The sequence below is a fragment of the uncultured Thiothrix sp. genome, assembly GCF_937876535.1.
GTDB lineage: Bacteria > Pseudomonadota > Gammaproteobacteria > Thiotrichales > Thiotrichaceae > Thiolinea.
In genome coordinates this window covers 94,315-112,226 of the sequence record NZ_CALFHZ010000002.1, presented here as the reverse complement: position 1 = coordinate 112,226, position 17,912 = coordinate 94,315, and the positions used below count along the sequence as shown (strand labels likewise).

Sequence of the window (17,912 nt, the reverse complement as noted above, 5' to 3'; positions counted from 1 at the left end):
ATAATAAAACGCTCTTTATGAATTACCTAGACAAAGGTTAGTACCAGTCTAACCTTTGTTTATTAGGTGTTATCTAATGCTTAAAGAAACTTTTAATTGAACTCAAGCGAGTTTTAATGCGGGAGCTGAGTGTTGTCAGCACCGAACTAGTTGGAGCGATTTCTTTCGCAGCTTGCACCTTGAGTAACTCTGGCTGCGCACGAAACTCACTGACTTGTTTGATAGCTGCCTCTAAATGATGGCGCAGCACTTTAGGGCGTAATGGATGGAAAATAACCCTAAACACCCGTGCTGAATTAACCAAATCAATAATAGTTTCTGAGTCACCTAAACGTGCTACAGCTAAAGATACGACATGAGGATGTTCTTTCTTTAACAAGCACAAGAACCCAAAATTATCCCGATCTACTCCATCAATGCTGGCAACAATCACGCCTACTTCATGATGCTCCATTAACGCTAAAGCATTTTCTGGTGTACGTGCCCCTAATACCTGCCCACTACCTCCTTCAATACCCAACTCTTTGAAGGTATTAAACAAGTGCAAATCTTGATCAACAAACAAGAGAGATAAATTGTCTGGCCAAACCAAGGGTTCATACCCATGCTTTTCTGCTTCAGTAGACGCTTGCTCAGTAAGCTTGGGTTCTATTTTGGGATGGGCACCATTCGCTTCCACCAAGGCTAATTTGGACAAAGGTGCTAGTTCAGCCAGCTCTAGGCCAATCTTCACTGCACTGCCCACAACCTCTTGCAGCTCCTCACTCGCCCAAGGCTTACAGATATAACGATAGACCTCCCCTTCATTAATCGAACCGACAATTGCCGCCAGATCAGCAAAACCCGTCAAAAGAATACGGACTGTATGCGGAGAAATTTCCTTGGCTTGACGCAGTAACTCAACCCCTTGCATCAGTGGCATGCGTTGGTCGCTCACCAGCAAGTGATAATGATTTTGCTTAAGCAACTCTAGTGCGTGATGGGCATCCGTGGTGACGGTTACCTCATAATCCATCCGAAATAAAGCCCGCAAGCTATTAAGAATGCGTTCTTCATCATCTACACACAGAATTTTTGGCTTAGAGACAGCATTCACTTTTTCTTGTGAAAGGCGGCGCAAACGCGCTGCCTGAACAATGCTTGATGGTGACGGTGGGGTAGCTGCTACTTGGGTCATGCTGCTTCCCCTAGACTCAATTCATTGAACTCCTGATTAGACTCAGCTTGATACTCACGCGGCAACAAGATGGTAAAACAAGTACCAACACCGAGTTTAGAATCAATACTAATCTCACCCCCATGCTCTTTAATAATGCGCTGCACAATGGATAAGCCGAGTCCTGTACCTTCCCCAACTTTTTTGGTGGTAAAGAACGGATCAAAGATCTTCGATAAATGCTCTGGAGCAATACCGCTGCCATTGTCTTTGACCTGAATCGACACACCCTGCTCAGTTGCCTGAGTAATAATAGTAACTACACCCTCTTGGTCGGAAGTTGCTTGGCAAGCATTAGTGATTAAATTGAGTAGAACCTGGTTAATTTGTGAAGGTGAACACAGAATTGATGGTAACTGACCTAATTGCTGCTCAATACGGCGATGTTTGACAATATGATGAGCAATCTTCAGAGTACTCTTCACCCCATCATTCACATTAAACTCAGCCACTCGAGCACGATCAAGACGGCTAAAGTCCTTCAAATTACTAACAATTTCCGAAATTTGTCCAATACCATGTAAACCATCGCCTAACAGACCTTTAATCTCACTAACTGCTTCGGTTTCTATAAATGAGCTAGACAAATCTTGCACAGAAGCAAATTGCTCTGCCAACTGCTGTTCATGAGCTTCCTCATCGCCTTCAATGTCTTTAGTCATTAAAGTCATCAAATTTGAGGTTGCATTCACCAGCGTATCCACATCTTTCATCCGCGCATTGAGAATTTCTAAACCGCCCTTTACATAAGCCAAAGGTGTATTAATCTCATGGGCCACCCCAGCAACCATCTGCCCCAACGATGCCATTTTTTCGGATTGTACGAGTTGCAATTGAGATTCGCGCAAATTACCTAAGGCTGTGGATAAATCACGAGTACGCTCATCAACTCTTTGCTCCAAAGAGGCATTAGCTTGGTCTAAAGAACGGTAACTACGCCAAACTGCAAACATGGCAAGTGCTAATAACAAGAGCAATGCTCCTGAGTAACTCACTAAAGCAAGACGCCATTTATCCTTTTCTTGCAGAGCCAGATTAAAGCCCTGCTCAAATTGAGCACCCAAATGATCAATACGCGCTGTAATAGGCACTTGCTCGATACTAGTCAGGACTTGATCCTCACTTTCTTTTTGCTTCAAGATAGTGCGCGCATGATTAACAATCATATTGACTTGAGTCTGAATCTGCTCAGGATACTTACTACTAGGCTCTGCAGTTAAACTGTCAAGCAAACCTGTCACCCGAGTTTTAATAGCCTCATCCGGAGCCAAGTTATACTTTAATAACTCAGTTAACATTTCATTCGCCGTCACCTCTAACTTCGTTAAGTTCGGGCTAAAGGTTTTGGGCAGTGAGGGAGTTGTAGCATTATTAGAGACTGTTGAATCAGCAGATAAATTCACTGCTTCAACTTGATCACGCAGTTGCCCAACGGCAGTAGGTAAAAAACGCAGTGAGTTTTTCAATAATGCATTCTGCATTTTGAAACGGTCAACCAAACTAATCTTTTCATTAATTGCGGTCTTTAATTCATCTGCTGCTTGCTTAATAGCAGTTACATCAGCCTGCTTAACTTCTGCCATTAAGATAGGTTGATTTTTCTGTAGCCACTGTAAAGGAGTGGTTACTTGGTCATAGTTTTTATTGATACCAATTTTTGAACGTAAGATGTCCAAGTTCCAAGTCGCGTCGACCTGTTTCAGTTCACGCAATTGGCCATTAATTTGCTGAATATTGGTGGTATCAATAGATCGAGTTTTTTGTATCAAAGCCCCTAAGATAGCAATTAAACCGGCACTCACTAGGAATAGTGGCACGTAACGTAAGGAAGGTTTCATGATTTACCTCCCAAGTTTTCTCCAGTCAGGGTATTAAGAAACTTTACAATCAAGCGTTTATCCTCGTCAGAGGCTGTCCGGCCTAATTGATGACGAAACATCACATCAACAGCAGCATTGAGGGTATCAGTCGAACCATCATGGAAATAAGGGGCAGTCAAAGCAACATTCCGTAAGGATGGAACTTTAAATACAAATTTGTCGGCCTCTTGTTTAGTCACATTGAAACGACCAAAATCTGCTTCAGTGACAGACCCGCGCTTAGCAAAATAATCATCCATGACGCCAAATTTCTGGAACATGTTTCCACCGACATTGACGCCTTGATGGCAAGCGACACAGCCATAGTCCTTAAATAGCTGATAACCTTTTAGTTCGTCCTGATCTAGAGCCTTTGCATCCCCCAATAGATGACGATCAAAACGAGAGGGGGTTAGTAAAGAACGTTCATAACTGGCTAAGGCATTTTGAATATTAGCGGCTTGCAACCCCTCTTGCGGGTAAGCAGCATTGAAGTCAGCGACTAAATTAGCGTCACTTTTTAAAATTTTTACTAAGTCATCCCAATTCATATCCAACTCATGGGGATTATGGACAACCTTATCGACTTGATCTTCTAGGCTGTCTGAACGCCCATCCCAAAACTGGTGAAAATTGAGGCCACTATTAAAGATAGTCGGTGTATTAATTGTACCTAGTTGTTGACGCACACCTATTGAATTCTTCCGCCCATCAGCACCACCTTTGTCTAAATTATGGCAGGAAATACAAGCGGTACTATTGTCCTTAGAAAAGCGGGTATCCTGAAATAAGCGTTCACCTAACTTAATTTTCTTAGGATCTAATTGTAAGGAATCAAGCGTTGGTAAAGGGCTAATCGGTTCACCAACTAAAGGAGTGCCTGCTGCAATCACCACAGCTGAACTACCAAGAACCACTGATGATAAAACTAAAGAAGTAGCAGAGACTAATAATCGCTGCCTTAGCCAGCTACAAACTAGATGAGTAGACATTTTTACCACCATTATTATTTTGCATTATTAGAAGGAAATAAGATTGTATAAAAAAGCTACTTTTTATATACAAATCATAGACAAGCGGTCAGCCTGCCTGTTATAGGCCTAGCAGAGTAAGGGATGTTGAATAAATAGGCTATTAGGAGAATGAGTGCTAAAAGGAAAAATAGTTGCTACAAAAAGTCCTCAAAGAACCAAGCTGCAAACTCATGGCGGCTGCCTAAACCAGATTTACGATAAATCGCTGTTGCTTGTTGGCGTACTGTTTTTTCCTTGGTATTGCGTACATTGGCAATTTCGTCAAAGCTCAAGCCCTTTAATAATAACGAGGCAACCTCCTTTTCACTCGGAGTAAGCTGCCAAGTTTCAAATTGCTTTTGAATCACCTGCGAATATTCTTGCCCCACTGCACTAATTTGTGCTCGTGCTTCAGACAAATTGTCCTTAGTTTCCAACAACTGGGCTTTGACTGTTTCTAGTTCACGCTGACGCTTACTAAATGCCTGCAATAAGTAGGCAATGCCTCCCACCGACATCAGTACTACTAAAGCTTCAATGGCTAAATGCCAAGCCTCTGTCCCTTCTAAATAGTCACTAATCAGATCACTGGTGGTGAGTACTGTGATTAAGATTAATAAAGCAACAAAAAATACTTCCTGACTTCGAAATTTCAACATGTTTACGCGTCCAACCATGTTATTAGACATTTATCTCATTGCATTATAGTAAATTTGGGAATAAATTCCCACAAATGAATACCACCTTGCATCAGATCGTGCTGCATATCTTGCGTCCTTTAATACGCATTTTGCATCGTAAAGGCTTAGCCTTTGGCGAGTTCAGTCTGTTAGCACGCAAAGTATATGTAGAGATTGCTGAAGAAGCGTTAACCCAGGCAGAAGAAAAGCCAACCAGTTCACGTATCGCGATCAGTACAGGATTGACTCGCAAGGAAGTTGCGCAATTACGCCAGCATGATGCTGAAACCTTGGTCGATGTGGCGCGCTATAACCGCAGTGTGCGTGTGATTGGTGGCTGGATTAATGATCCAGACTTTAATACACCAACAGGCCAACCAGCTACTTTGGTTTTACAAGGACCTTTGCCAAGCTTTGAAACCCTAGTTGGGCGCTATAGCGGTGATATGCCCTGTCGTGCCATGTTGCGCGAGCTATTACAAACCGGAGTTGTGAGTCAAGCCAGCGATGATAGCGTAACTCTATTAACTGATGCCTATATCCCGCAAGGCAGTGAAACCGAAAAGCTATCGATCCTAGCTACTGATGTGGCTCTACTAGTGAATACGATTAACCATAATCTGTTATGCGAAGCGGAGGAACGCCGCTTTCAGCGGAAAGTGAGCTACGACAATTTACCTGCAGAAGCCTTGCCGCAGTTCAAACAAATGGTGAATGAGGATGCTATGGCCTTACTCCTCAAACTAAATGCTTGGCTCGCACAGCAAGACCGTGATCATAACCCTCAGGTCAGTGGTAGTGGACGCATGCGAGCAGGCTTAGGTATTTATTATTTCGAGGAGCCTGTGCAATCCTCCTCAGCTCAACAGGATAAACAAGATGAAGTTTAAGCATCTTATCTCGATTGGCGTTTTAGCGAGTAGCCTAATTCTCGGGGCTTGTGCTGAAACACAATTAGCTGAAGGTGGCATTGGTGGTACAGGTATTTCGGTCGGCCCTATCACAGGCTTCGGGAGCATTATCCAAAATGGTGTGCGTTATGATGTGAGCCAAGCACGTTTTACCCGTGATGGTGTTACTGCTCCCGATCAAAGCCAATATCGCATTGGTGAAATCGTCAAAATTCAAGGCATCATTAACCCAGATGGGGTCACTGGCACAGCCACTCAAGTTGATTATGGCAGCCTCTTACAAGGGCAAATCACCGCTTTAGGCGCGGATGGCAAAAGCTTATATGTATTGAATCAACTAGTGCGTGTCGATAGCCTCACCCTGCTACATGGTGTCAAACTGGTTAGCGATTTAGCCGTGGGTAATATCGTCCAAATTTCCGGTGCACGCGATGCACAAGCAGTAATCCGTGCGAATAGCCTCACTTTGCAACAAAACAGTTTTCTCAGTGGTAGCTCTGTACAGTTAATTGAAGGCCGTATTACCCAAGTCGATCCTCTTACCCAAACATTTAGCGTGAATGGCCTAAAAATTGATTACAGTCGAATAGCACGTGGAGTTTTACCAGTGGTGAATCAATATGTGCGTGTCACCAGTAAACAGAGCTTACAAAATGAGCTGCTCATCGCTAGTGATTACCGCTTAGCCCAAGAGTTTGTAGAGTTTGTGCCTGGGGAAGAAGCCGAGCTAGAAGGCTTAGTGACTGCGTTCATTAGCCCTAACCGCTTTGCTATTAATGGGCAATTAGTGGTAACCACCGCCAAGACCGAGTTTGAAAATAGCCTTGCTACCGATATTAAGCTCAATGCCTTGGTTGAGGCTGAAGGTCAAATCAATAATCAAGGTGAACTCATCGCGGAAGAAATTTCGGTTCGCCAAGCCAGCCGCGGGCAAACCCTTGAACTAGAAGGCAAAATCACTGCTATTGATCCTACCACCCAAACCCTGAAGCTCCTTGGTAATACCCTAGTTGTAGATGCCTCAACGATTCTTTTACAGAAAAACGAAGACCAAGAAACCACTATGCGTTTTGCTGATTTGCAACTGAATGATCATCTAGAAATTAAAGCACGCCAACTTGGAGATGGGCGTTTACTCGCTTTACGGATTGAGCGCGATCTTGAAGACCTCAACTCACCGGATATAGAAATCAAAGGTATCGCTACTGCCATTGATCGAACTCAAGGTAGCTTAAAAATTCTAGGCCTAAGTGTGACTAGTGATACGCACACTGAATTTGAATTGAATTCAGAGGAAGTCAGCCAAGCTGCCTTTTTTGCACGCCTGGTTGCAGGAAAAAGCGTGGTGAAAGTTGAGGGTACACAATTGACGAATCAAGTTTTGAAAGCTGACTCTTTAGAACTCGATACTGAAGATGACTAGAGCGTCAGTAAAAAGCCCAGCACTGGTACTGCTGGGCTAGCTAACCTGCCCTTAGGGGCAAGCATGTAAAAAAAGGAGTGTTGAATGAAACACAATAAACTGCCCTACTTAGGTGCTTGGCTTATAGGTTTGAGCCAAAGCTTTTCTTTTAATGCGACTGCTGCCGATTATACAGGCGGCCAATTAAGCAATCCAAAAATCACTGCTGCGGGCGTGGTTGTTCCAGATGGAGCACGCTTACTGGCCTCACAGTGTTTTCAATGTCATGGCACTGATGGCAAATCCACTACAGGTATCGATAGCCTTGCAGGGGAAAGCCAAGCTGAACTCATCAACGAAATGCGCGAAATGAAAGCTAAAACCAAAGCCGATCTAATGCATTACCAAGCCAAAGCTTATACCGATGCCCAGATTCAACTCATTGCTGCGTATTTCGCTAGCGTAAGCGGTGGTGGCACTAGCCATCACGACGATTAAGCCTAAACCCCAAGCGCCTGAAGAGATCATGATTATGAACGATATTTCTCGCCGCAAGTTTTTAAAAACCTTAGGCTTAAGTTTAGGGGCAACTGCACTACCTATCAGTTTCGCCAAAGCCGCACTGCGCCCCCGCGTGATTGTGGTAGGTGGCGGCTTTGCAGGTGCCACCGCAGCCAAGTATTTACGTCTATGGTCGAATAATACCGTCGATGTCACTCTAGTAGAGCCAAATGCAGTCTACTATTCGCCCATCCTGAGTAATTTGGTCTTAAGTGGCCAGAAACAGCTAAGCCAGCTTGGTTTCAAATACGATACCCTAGCACAAAAATACGGTATTACGGTCACTCGCAGCACAGTCAATTCAATTAATAGTGCTAACCGTACTGTCAAACTAGCTAATGGCAAAACACTGGGATATGAACGCTTGATTCTTGCGCCTGGTATTCAATTCAAAGCGATTCCTGGTTTAGATGAAACTAAAATTTTACATGCTTGGCAATCAGGTAATCAGGTACAGCAGCTACGCCAGCAAATCCAAGCGATTCCTAACAGTGGAACTTATGTTTTAAGTATTCCTAAAGCACCTTATCGTTGCCCACCAGGACCTTATGAACGGGCTTGTGTCATTGCCGATTATTTAAAACGCAATAAACTTGGGGCTAAAGTCATTGTACTCGACGGGAATCCAGACATTACCGTTGAACGTGATACTTTCAATGCTGCTTTCACTAGTACTTATGCGGGCATCGTTGAATATGTACCGAATACCATCCTGCAATCTGTCGATTCTGCAAAAAAAGTGGCGATTACCAGTTTTGGCGACTATCGCGCTGATGTATTGAATGTGATTCCGCCTCATCAAGCAGGCGGCATTGTACTCAATAGTGGTTTAGCCAATAGCAGCACTGGGGATTGGGCAAATGTAAATCCATTAAGTTATGAATCTACTGCTGTTAAGGGCATTCATATTATTGGTGACTCACAAGGAACTGGACAGCCAAAAGCCGGTCATATAGCCAATGCGGAAGCGAAAGTGTGTGCAGATGCCGTGTTGCGTTTGTTATCAGGTAGCCAACCTTTTGCTGCCCCGATGACCAATTCAGCGTGTTATAGCCCCATCAGTGCGACGACAGCATCGTGGTTAACAGCAGCCTTTGCGTATGACCCAGCTAGCCAAACAATGCAATTAGTCCCTGCTTCCTATGGTGCTTCAAGTGGTGCTAGCACTTCGAATTACCGAAAAATGTTTGAGTGGGCCAATAGTCTATTCGGCGATACCTTCGCCTAAAATAAGTTATTGATCCACAAGCAGTTCGGCAGCGGCTATCCCGCTGCCTATTTTTTCAGCTTAAAGCTTAAACCTAGAGCCGTGTGCCCAAGAGCTGAATACTCCAAAACACTAGAAAACCCGCAAATAACACTAAGGTTGAAACGGGTTTTTCCTCAACTTCATGCGCTTCAATCAACAACTCTTCAGTCACTAAATACAATAAAGCCGCCGCACTAAACGCCAAAGCTGCTGCAATGACATCATGTGAAGCACCGGCTAAGAGCCAACTGCCCAATATAGCAAACACTAATACAGTCACCCCTAACGCGGCTGATAGAGCTATAATCCGCCAGCCTTTAGTATTTTCAGCCGCAAGCGATAAGCCTAAAAACAATAACTCAACGGATAAGCCCAAAGCCAAGATCAAACCGGTTTGCCCACCAGCCGCAAAGCCTGCACCGATAATAAAACCGTCAACTGCAATATCCACAAAAGTCGCGATCACCAAACCATGGGACAGATTATCACTTGCTCCATGCTCAGCCCCTGCTTCTAACTGTAGCGTCCAGAGCTTCATGGCGTACATGAATAAGCTCCCTAAAGCAAAGGCCGTGATAATCACTAAACCAGAAGCATGCTCGCCTTGAATATCCGGCAAAACCTCAACAGCTAAGGCGGCTAACACTACACCCGCTGCAAAATGTTGAATTAAGCTACGGGTTTGGCGACTGGGACTCCAAATCATCGCTAAAACCCCACCTGCTAAAGCGATCAAGGCAGGAATCAGCATAATTAAATAATCTTGGTTAACTTGCAGCCAAGAGTCTAAGTTGAAACTGGTTAGCATAGCTTGCTCACTTTATGAAAATTCCAAACTGGCTTAAACATCAGTTTCCTTATTAAGGGTTTTATTCCCAGTCACCATAGCCCGTGCCAAATTTTCTTTATGCAAATGGCTACTAACGATCACACCTAAAATATGCACAATCACTAAGAATAAAGTGAAATTAGCAAAGAATTCATGTATCTCTTTCCAAGCACTTTCATTTTCCTCACCCTCGCGCCCTTCATTCTCAGCCTGTTCACCGCCCATTCGCCGTGCTTCCGCGACTGAAATTAAACTAGGCAGTTGTAATTCGACCTTTGCTAATGGTCCTTCTTGGTGGTCATCAGCCAATACTTTTAAACCAGTGATTGTAGTTGCTAGTAAACAAGCTAATAATATCATTACCATCCAACCACCTGCTGGGTTATGCCCTAAATAATGGCGTGGATGAGTGCTTAACAGAGACTTTAAATATTCAATTACTACTTTAGGCGAGTAAATAAAATCACTAAAACGTGCACATTTACTCCCCACAAACCCCCAGATAATTCGAAACACCAATAAGCCTAAAATCAGATAACCACTGATTTCATGTACACTCCCCCACTCCTCCCACTCGTCCCCAGTTAAATAGGAAGTGGCGAAAGCAAGCACTAGAGTCCAGTGGAAGATTCTAACCAAAGGATCCCAGACCTTAAGTTGATTATTGCTGGGCTTAGTATCCATAAACTACACCTATTTTAATTAAAAATTTATCCTTAAAGGGTAGTAAAAATGACTCAAAAGCACATCGGACAAACCTCTAATTCAAGTTCCAGAAAACAAACACTTAGCGCCCCATAAGAGACTAAACAGACATTTGCCTAATTGCCTACCACTGCTGCCTTGCCTAAAAGTTTTGTAAGCAATCCCCAAATCTTAGGGGTGTAGTGGAGTTTTGAGTGATGAATAGTTTTGACAAAGCAACCAGCCCCTTGAGCTTCGAGCCAAGCCGCCATTGGTTACAAAGACTTGGCTGGCTAGATTGGCTATGGGCTGCCTTGCTTCTATGTGGTGCAGCTGTCTGGTTTTATAGACAACCGCTAGATAGTTTTGAGCTAGCCATTTTAGCAGGCACTACCCCTGCTTTAATTGGTTTAGGTTGGTTCTGGAAATCTATTCGAACTTACACTTTAGCTGTTATTAGTTTAAGCCTACTCGCCCTATTTTTATATAGCGGTCAACATGAAGTAGCTGAGGCTAATTTTTTCTTAAAATATCTACTCTCTAGCCAATCCGCAATTATGTGGATGAGCACCTTATTTGTGATGGCAACTCTCACCTATTTTCTAGGTTTATTTACTAATAGTGAAATCACTTTAAAAACTGCCAGCTATTTAACTTGGGCAGCACTCATAATGGGTTTAACTGGCCTAATGGTTCGCTGGTATGAATCTTATTTAATTGACCCAAGCTTTGGACATATTCCGGTTAGCAATTTATATGAAGTATTTATTCTTTTCTGCATTTTAACCGGCTTATTGTACTTATATTACGAGCAAGAATATCAACAACCTAGTTTAGGTGGTTTCGTTTTATTAGTGATTAGTGCGGCAGTTGGTTTTTTACTTTGGTATAGCTTTGAGCGGGGTGCTCACAAAATTTTACCTTTAGTACCTGCACTACAAAGTTATTGGATGAAAATCCATGTGCCTGCGAATTTCATTGGTTATGGCTCGTTTGCGCTCGCCGCCATGGTAAGCATTGCCTACTTAATCAAACAAGAAGCCAGCCTGCACGGATCTGGGAATTTCTTCGCTCGCGCCCTGCCTTCCTTAGATTTAATGGATGAGCTGACTTATAAGGCCATCGCTTTAGGTTTTGCGTTTTTCACGGTTGCAACCATTCTGGGAGCCATGTGGGCTGCGGAAGCTTGGGGTGGTTATTGGTCATGGGATCCGAAAGAAACTTGGGCGTTGATTGTCTGGCTGAATTATGCCGCTTGGTTGCACTTTCGCTTCTCCAAAGGCTGGCGCGGAACAGCGATGGCGTGGTGGGCGATTCTTGGCTTGTTTATCACTCTATTCGCGTTTTTAGGGGTGAATATGTTTTTGTCGGGTCTGCACTCTTATGGGCAACTTTAATATTAAAAAACAAATGGAATTTACTTTAAATATTCAAGGAGTTATCCATGAAGCTATCTTATATAATTAGCGTGTTATTAATGACAACTAGCAGTAGTTTAGTGTGGGCAACGGATGCCAGCACTCATGCACCCGCAACTGCTGCCAGTACTATGGCCGCCAGTCCCGCTGCAACTGCCGCTGGTGCTACTTTGCGTGATGAGCCAATTAAACCTATCGAGCCTTATGTGGTTAAAGACCCAGCACGAGTTGAATTGGGTAAAAAACTCTATTTTGAACCACGCCTCTCTAAATCTGGTGCTATCTCCTGCAACTCTTGTCACAACTTATCGATGGGTGGAACTGACAATATCACTAGTTCCATCGGCGATCATTGGCAACAAGGTCCGATCAATGCGCCTACGGTGTTAAATTCAAGTGCGAATGTGGCGCAATTCTGGGATGGACGCGCTAAAGACTTGAAAGAGCAAGCGGGTGGCCCTATTGCTAACCCGAAAGAAATGGCCTCTACACATGAGTTAGCAGTCAGTGTGCTTAACTCGATCCCTCAATATCAACAAGAGTTCAAGACTGTTTTTGGCAAAGAGCAGATTGATATTGCAATGGTACAAGATGCAATTGCGGCTTTTGAAGAAACTTTAGTAACCCCCGATTCTCGCTTTGATCAGTGGCTGCGTGGCAATGACACAGCGATGAATGATACTGAGCTGAAAGGCTACCAACTGTACAAAACTAGCGGTTGCTTGGCCTGCCATAATGGGGTTCCGATGGGCAGTGGTAGCTTCCAAAAAATGGGGCTAGTCACACCTTTTAAAACCGACAACCCTGCGACCGGTTTAGCAGGCGTGACTGGTAAAGAAGAAGACAAGATGAAGTTCAAAGTGCCTACTTTACGCAATGTTGAACTGACTTACCCCTACTTCCATGATGGCAGTGCTAAAACCTTAGAAGAAGCAGTGAAGGTGATGGGTAATGTACAACTAGGCCGTCAATTTACTGATGAAGAAGTGAATCAATTAGCAGCGTTCTTACGCACCTTAACCGGCAAACAACCACAGATTGCCTTGCCGATATTGCCACCCTCCAACAATAACACCCCACGTCCTGAGCCTTTTGCAGTGACCGTGACTAAGCCTGCGTCTTAATCTTCTCCTTGAAATTAGCCCTGAGCTTTTGGGGCTAATTAACCCCATCCATTTCAGAATCCCTTAAGAATCCCCCTTCACAATCAACTCATTCAACAATGATGAAGGTAAATAATCATGTTCCAGCTAAAAACACTCCTCACCAGCCTAAGCTGCGCTCTAGTTTTAAGCGCGAATCTTGCTCAGGCGGAAACTCCACAAGATTTCTTAACTACTTATCAAACAGCTGCTAAAGCAGCCGATGCTAACTTCCAAGGCTTTTCAGCTACACGTGGTGAGCAGTTCTTTAAAACCACTCACGGCAATGATTGGAGTTGTGCCTCTTGTCACACCAGTAATCCTGCCGCTGCTGGTAAACATGCATCCACTGGTAAAGCAATTGATCCGCTAGCACCTTCAGCGAATCCGGAACGTTTTACTAGCACCCGTAAGGTGGATAAATGGTTTAAACGTAATTGCAATGATGTGCTCAGCCGTGAATGTACTGCTTTAGAAAAAGGCGACATTTTGACTTTTTTAATGGCGATCAAACCTTAAGGAACAGAAAATGCAACCTTGGAAAAAGTGGAGTTTAGGTACTTTCGGTGCCATCGTATTATTAATCGGCGCGATGCAAGTATTTGCTGATGAAGATGAAGAAGGTGAAGAGCACGAAGGTCGTGAACGCACCGCATACCATGAAGGCAGTATGCAGGGTTTACGTGCGACTAATGCGACTTGGAAAGCCGAGTGTAGTGCTTGTCACATGGCTTATCCGCCCGGCTTATTGCCAGCCTCTTCATGGCAAGCCATGATGGGCGGTTTAGATAAACATTTCGGCACGGATGCTAGCCTTGACGAAGCAGCCGTTAAAGAGATTTTACCGTTTTTAGAAGCGAATGCAGCGCCAGAGCCAAGAAAATCCAGTGCTGAACCGACCTTACGCATCACCGAAACTGCGTGGTTTAAGCATGAGCATGATGAGATTTCGGCACTGACTTGGAAAAATCCCAAGATTAAAAGCGCTGCTAATTGTGCGGCCTGTCATACGCAAGCCGAACAAGGCAATTTCGATGAAGACACGGTACGTATTCCCCGCTAAGGAGTTGGTATGCAGGAACGTATTCTAGTTTGGGACTGGCCAACTCGGATCTTTCATTGGTCATTTGCACTAAGCTTTGCGGGTGCTTATGTCACGGCAGAATCCGAGCGTTATCGAGATATTCATCTAGCGCTCGGCTATCTATTGGCGGGCTTACTGCTCTTTCGGATGATTTGGGGATTAATCGGTACACGCTATGCCCGCTTTAGCGCATTTAGCTTTGCACCAAGTACGGTAGTGAGTTATCTAAAATCCTTGATACAGCGCCAAGTCCAGCATTTTATAGGCCACAATCCTGCTGGAGCTATCGCCATCTTTTTACTCTTAGGCTTAGGTTTGCTCATTAGCCTCACTGGCCTTGCCTTAGATTGGGAATTTGGTTCAATCGACTGGGAAGACCTCTTTGCTGAAACCCATGAGTGGAGTGCTAACTTTATGTTATTAGTCGTCTTCATGCATATTGGCGGTGTCATCCTTAGTAGTTGGCTACATCATGAGAATTTAGCAAGGTCAATGCTAACTGGCTACAAACAAGGTGAAGCGGGTCATGCTATCCAAAAGAGCTTTTTCTGGTTAGCTGTACTCATGCTTGCTGCTATCCTTGGATTTTTAGTCAGTTATTTAAGCTAAGCCTATGCGTCTTTTAGTGGTGGAAGATGATGCGGTCTTGGGGGATGCCCTACAACATGGGCTAACCCAAGCTGGTTATGCCGTTGATTGGGTGCGAGATGGTTTGCAAGCTAAGCATGCTTTGAGTAGTGAACCTTATGCAGCCGTTATCTTAGACTTAGGTTTGCCCCGTTGCTCCGGCTTAGAGGTTTTAAAAGAGCTGCGGCAGCGCCGTCAGCAATTACCTGTGCTAATCCTTACAGCACGCGATACTGTGCAAGATCGTATTCAGGGCTTAGATGCGGGTGCAGATGATTATCTGGTCAAGCCTTTTGATATGGCTGAACTTAGCGCCCGCTTACGGGCTTTATTACGGCGTGCACACGGTTTTACCCAACCGCATTTACAAATCGGTGAAGTCCAACTAGATCCTGCGGCCCGGCAAGTTAGTTATCAAGGGCAAATGATTGAATTATCTGGACGTGAATTTACCGTCTTACATACGTTAATGTTAGCAGCAGGTCGAGTGTTGTCACGCGCCCAACTGGAAGAAAGCTTGTACGCTTGGGGACAAGAAGTGGAAAGCAATACCGTAGAAGTGCATATTCATCATTTACGCCGCAAGCTTTATCCTGAACTAATTCAAACTGTACGGGGTGTGGGTTACTTGCTACCCCGCCCAAAGACGGTTTGACATGTCCCTAAAACAACGTTTACTCCTTCTAGTTCTAAGCACCGTGTGTTTAGTCTGGCTAGCAGCAGCAGTTTTTACCTATTGGGATGCTAAACAAGAACTTGAACAAGTGTTAGATGCGCATCTAGCCCAAGCGTCAACTTTGTTGGTCGCGCAAAGCACTGAAGAATTAGATGATTTAGAGGAAGAAAAAGCGCCGCTGCTACACAAATACTCACGGCGTGTTGCTTTTCAAATTTGGGAGGCTAGCGACAAGCTGTTGTTCCATTCCGGTAATTCTCCCACTACTCCACTGGCGGGATCAAAAACCGGCTTTAGCGATATCAGGATTGCTGGACAAGATTGGCGCGTCTTTACTAGCCAAGCTCAAGGTGAGCATGATCATCAATTAATTATTCATGTTGCCGAACGCAAGGACGTACGTGAGCAACTTGCGAATAGTATTATTGCCAATCTACTCACGCCGTTATGGTTCACTTTACCCTTATTAGCGATTTTATTATGGTGGGCAGTTGCGACTAGCTTAAAACCCTTAGTTAAACTCACTCAAGCGGTCGCTCAGCGCAAACCGGACAATTTAAGTGCTATCGCACTACAAACACCTGTTGAAGTACAACCCTTAGTTGAACGTCTGAACCAACTTTTTAGCAGAACCAAAGCACTCATTGAAAATGAACGTCGCTTCACTGCCGATGCCGCACATGAATTACGCACACCGATTGCTGGTATCCAAGCGCAAGTTCAAGTCGCTCAAGCTGCTTTATCCGCAGAAAATCGCGAACATGCTTTGACACAAGCTTTGCAAGGCTGCCAGCGGGCAAGCCATTTAATTGCCCAGCTGCTCACGCTAGCCCGCTTAGAAAGTAATGCCAGCACCAGCTTTCTAAGCTGCGATTTACAAGAACTCGCCAAGCAGCAAATCAGCGAATTAGCTCCTAGTGCGTTAGAGCAAGGTGTCCAATTAGAACTAGCCGAAGGTGAACCTGTGCACATTCAAGGTTTAGCGACTTTACTGGAAGTACTACTGCGCAATCTGTTGGATAATGCTATTCGTTATACTGGAGCAAACACCGAAGTTGTAGTCACAGCTAGCTCTATAGACCAGCAAGCTTGCCTAACCATCTGTGATACAGGCCCAGGCTTAGCGCCTGAGGAAATAGCCAAAATTACTGAGCGTTTTTATCGTCCCGCTGATACGACAGGTACTGGTAGCGGTTTAGGTTTATCAATCGTAAAAAGAATCGTTGAATTGCATGCAGGGAGTCTGCAAATTAAGCAAGGTGCTACTGGGCGAGGTTTATGTGTGAGTATTTACTTTCCCACTAGGACTTAAAATCTTTTAAATGGAGTTGTATCGTTTCATAAGTCGTCGCCTCTTCCCAATTGGCTTTAAAAATCGCACGATATATTTTCAACTCCTCTTCGCTTTCATGTAAGACACTCTTTTCTAGGCGCTTTTCCCTAACATATACAAAAGCATTATCTACAATCGCAAAGCATTCTGGTTTAACATGATGATCACGATGCCGCCATTTGCCCTCTGCCATAAAACGCACCTCACAACCAATAGCAGCAACCTCTGCTGCACATTGCATAAATAAGTCTAACTCAGTTTTATGCTGTTCAAATTTAATAAGCTGATCTGGGAAAATAAAAATCCGCCGAGATTTTACTCCTGCTTGAATTCTTTCTCTTTCAGCAGCGACATACTGCTGATATTCTTGAATATTTTCTTGATACTCGCGTACAGAATCATAACTAATACGCGTAGATTGAATCATGTCTAATAGGCTAATACGATCAAAGCTGCTGTCGTAGGACTCGACCTTACCTTGTTCAAGGTCATAAATTTTTTTTAGCAAACTTTCAATCCGCGTATTACGAAAATGGTCTAAATAAGTTTTAGCTTGATGCGGGTCTTTAACATGATAGTGCGCGGTTTGGTTACGTTGCCAACGTGCAGAATCAATGGAAGAAAAGGTTTCATTGCGCTTAATTTTGGGAAAGCGGCTGAGGCGATTAAAGAAATCCTCCAAATGAGAATAATCATCCACCGACACTTTTAGAATGACATCAAACTGACCTAGTACCGCTGAGCAATCCACCACTTCTGGAGCATTATCGTACAGCCATTTGACTAAAGAGTAAGTATTATTCTCTTTAACTTGAATCATTATATAATAAATTTTCTTATCAGCGTGGCTAGTGGCCTCCAAATAACCACTAGCTAGATCTAGAGCTTCTTCTATTTCTCGCGCCACATCCAAAGAAATTGGCCGCCCACTTCTAGGCATAAGATATTTGCGTAAAGTACCCTCAGACTTGCCAATGAGCCTTGCTACCTCAGCGTAATCGCCCATAAACTTTTCTTGAATAATTTTTTTTAAGTTTTCTCGTCGAGTCACATTTTCGTCTACTAGCATCAATGCCTCCTCACAACTTAGTATAAGTTGGATGTTTTTTGTTCTTTTTGCAACTAATTAATGGCCTATCTTGTGCACGTAAGGTGAGAGAGATTTTTTTACTTAAGAACATACTTGTCCTATTAAGTGAATTTAAGGACAGTTTTTAGATAATACTCT

18 protein-coding genes are annotated in these 17,912 nt (G+C 43.8%); 11 read left to right on the top strand and 7 right to left on the bottom strand.

Features of this window, described 5'->3' with window-relative positions:
- Positions 1-73 precede the first annotated feature (73 nt).
- The 4 genes from Q0230_RS00650 to Q0230_RS00635 all read right to left on the bottom strand — a co-directional run bounded on the left by Q0230_RS00650 (position 74) and on the right by Q0230_RS00635 (position 4,747).
- Positions 74-1,177, bottom strand: a complete 1,104-nt coding sequence (locus Q0230_RS00650; protein WP_298607111.1) for a response regulator — start codon at positions 1,175-1,177, stop codon at positions 74-76.
- Positions 1,174-3,054, bottom strand: coding sequence for a DAHL domain-containing protein (locus Q0230_RS00645; protein WP_298607109.1), 1,881 nt, complete (start codon positions 3,052-3,054; stop codon positions 1,174-1,176). The genes Q0230_RS00650 and Q0230_RS00645 overlap by 4 nt, the downstream gene beginning before the upstream one ends.
- Positions 3,051-4,067 (bottom strand): cytochrome c peroxidase, encoded by a 1,017-nt coding sequence (locus tag Q0230_RS00640; protein WP_298607107.1) that lies wholly within the window; start codon positions 4,065-4,067, stop codon positions 3,051-3,053. The genes Q0230_RS00645 and Q0230_RS00640 overlap by 4 nt, the downstream gene beginning before the upstream one ends.
- 176 nt (positions 4,068-4,243) lie before the next feature.
- Positions 4,244-4,747 carry a helix-turn-helix transcriptional regulator gene (locus Q0230_RS00635; RefSeq protein ID WP_298607104.1) on the bottom strand — a complete coding sequence of 168 codons (504 nt, stop codon included), beginning with the start codon at positions 4,745-4,747 and terminating at the stop codon, positions 4,244-4,246.
- 74 nt (positions 4,748-4,821) lie between these two features.
- On the opposite strand from Q0230_RS00635, the gene Q0230_RS00630 reads away from it, so the two are divergent.
- The 4 genes from Q0230_RS00630 to Q0230_RS00615 all read left to right on the top strand — a co-directional run bounded on the left by Q0230_RS00630 (position 4,822) and on the right by Q0230_RS00615 (position 8,870).
- Complete coding sequence (locus Q0230_RS00630; protein ID WP_298607101.1) at positions 4,822-5,658, top strand: DUF6502 family protein; 837 nt, start codon at positions 4,822-4,824, stop codon at positions 5,656-5,658.
- Positions 5,648-7,102: a DUF5666 domain-containing protein gene (locus tag Q0230_RS00625; RefSeq protein ID WP_298607098.1), complete on the top strand. Its 1,455-nt coding sequence runs from the start codon at positions 5,648-5,650 to the stop codon at positions 7,100-7,102. Before Q0230_RS00630 ends, Q0230_RS00625 begins: the two co-directional genes overlap by 11 nt.
- An 84-nt stretch (positions 7,103-7,186) precedes the next feature.
- Positions 7,187-7,579, top strand: a complete 393-nt coding sequence (locus Q0230_RS00620; RefSeq protein ID WP_298607096.1) for a c-type cytochrome — start codon at positions 7,187-7,189, stop codon at positions 7,577-7,579.
- Positions 7,554-8,870, top strand: a complete 1,317-nt coding sequence (locus Q0230_RS00615; protein ID WP_298607092.1) for an FAD/NAD(P)-binding oxidoreductase — start codon at positions 7,554-7,556, stop codon at positions 8,868-8,870. Before Q0230_RS00620 ends, Q0230_RS00615 begins: the two co-directional genes overlap by 26 nt.
- Before the next feature lie 73 nt (positions 8,871-8,943).
- On the opposite strand, the gene Q0230_RS00610 is transcribed toward Q0230_RS00615, so the two are convergent.
- Positions 8,944-9,699 carry a zinc permease gene (locus tag Q0230_RS00610; RefSeq protein WP_298607088.1) on the bottom strand — a complete coding sequence of 252 codons (756 nt, stop codon included), beginning with the start codon at positions 9,697-9,699 and terminating at the stop codon, positions 8,944-8,946.
- A gap of 33 nt (positions 9,700-9,732) precedes the next feature.
- Complete coding sequence (locus Q0230_RS00605) at positions 9,733-10,404, bottom strand: cytochrome b/b6 domain-containing protein (RefSeq protein ID WP_298607083.1); 672 nt, start codon at positions 10,402-10,404, stop codon at positions 9,733-9,735.
- Between the two features lie 218 nt (positions 10,405-10,622).
- On the opposite strand from Q0230_RS00605, the gene ccsB reads away from it, so the two are divergent.
- The 7 genes from ccsB (at position 10,623) to Q0230_RS00570 (ending at position 16,663) form a co-directional block, all read left to right on the top strand.
- Positions 10,623-11,801, top strand: a complete 1,179-nt coding sequence (gene ccsB, locus Q0230_RS00600) for a c-type cytochrome biogenesis protein CcsB (protein ID WP_298607080.1) — start codon at positions 10,623-10,625, stop codon at positions 11,799-11,801.
- Positions 11,802-11,848: 47 nt separating this feature from the next.
- Positions 11,849-12,946: a cytochrome-c peroxidase gene (locus Q0230_RS00595; RefSeq protein WP_298607077.1), complete on the top strand. Its 1,098-nt coding sequence runs from the start codon at positions 11,849-11,851 to the stop codon at positions 12,944-12,946.
- A 117-nt stretch (positions 12,947-13,063) separates the two neighbouring features.
- On the top strand, positions 13,064-13,483 hold the full coding sequence (locus tag Q0230_RS00590; RefSeq protein WP_298607074.1) for a DUF1924 domain-containing protein: 420 nt from the start codon (positions 13,064-13,066) through the stop codon (positions 13,481-13,483).
- Between the two features lie 10 nt (positions 13,484-13,493).
- The gene (locus Q0230_RS00585; RefSeq protein ID WP_298607072.1) at positions 13,494-14,027 is read left to right on the top strand and encodes a diheme cytochrome c; all 534 of its coding nucleotides are present in this window, start codon (positions 13,494-13,496) and stop codon (positions 14,025-14,027) included.
- Positions 14,028-14,036: 9 nt separating this feature from the next.
- Positions 14,037-14,657 (top strand): cytochrome b/b6 domain-containing protein, encoded by a 621-nt coding sequence (locus Q0230_RS00580; RefSeq protein ID WP_298607070.1) that lies wholly within the window; start codon positions 14,037-14,039, stop codon positions 14,655-14,657.
- A gap of 4 nt (positions 14,658-14,661) precedes the next feature.
- Positions 14,662-15,330, top strand: a complete 669-nt coding sequence (locus Q0230_RS00575; RefSeq protein ID WP_298607068.1) for a response regulator transcription factor — start codon at positions 14,662-14,664, stop codon at positions 15,328-15,330.
- Between the two features lies 1 nt (position 15,331).
- Positions 15,332-16,663, top strand: coding sequence for an ATP-binding protein (locus tag Q0230_RS00570; protein ID WP_298607066.1), 1,332 nt, complete (start codon positions 15,332-15,334; stop codon positions 16,661-16,663).
- Here Q0230_RS00570 and Q0230_RS00565 read toward each other — a convergent pair.
- The gene (locus tag Q0230_RS00565; RefSeq protein ID WP_298607064.1) at positions 16,653-17,753 is read right to left on the bottom strand and encodes an Lrp/AsnC ligand binding domain-containing protein; all 1,101 of its coding nucleotides are present in this window, start codon (positions 17,751-17,753) and stop codon (positions 16,653-16,655) included. The genes Q0230_RS00570 and Q0230_RS00565 overlap by 11 nt on opposite strands.
- Between the last annotated feature and the right edge of the window lie 159 nt (positions 17,754-17,912).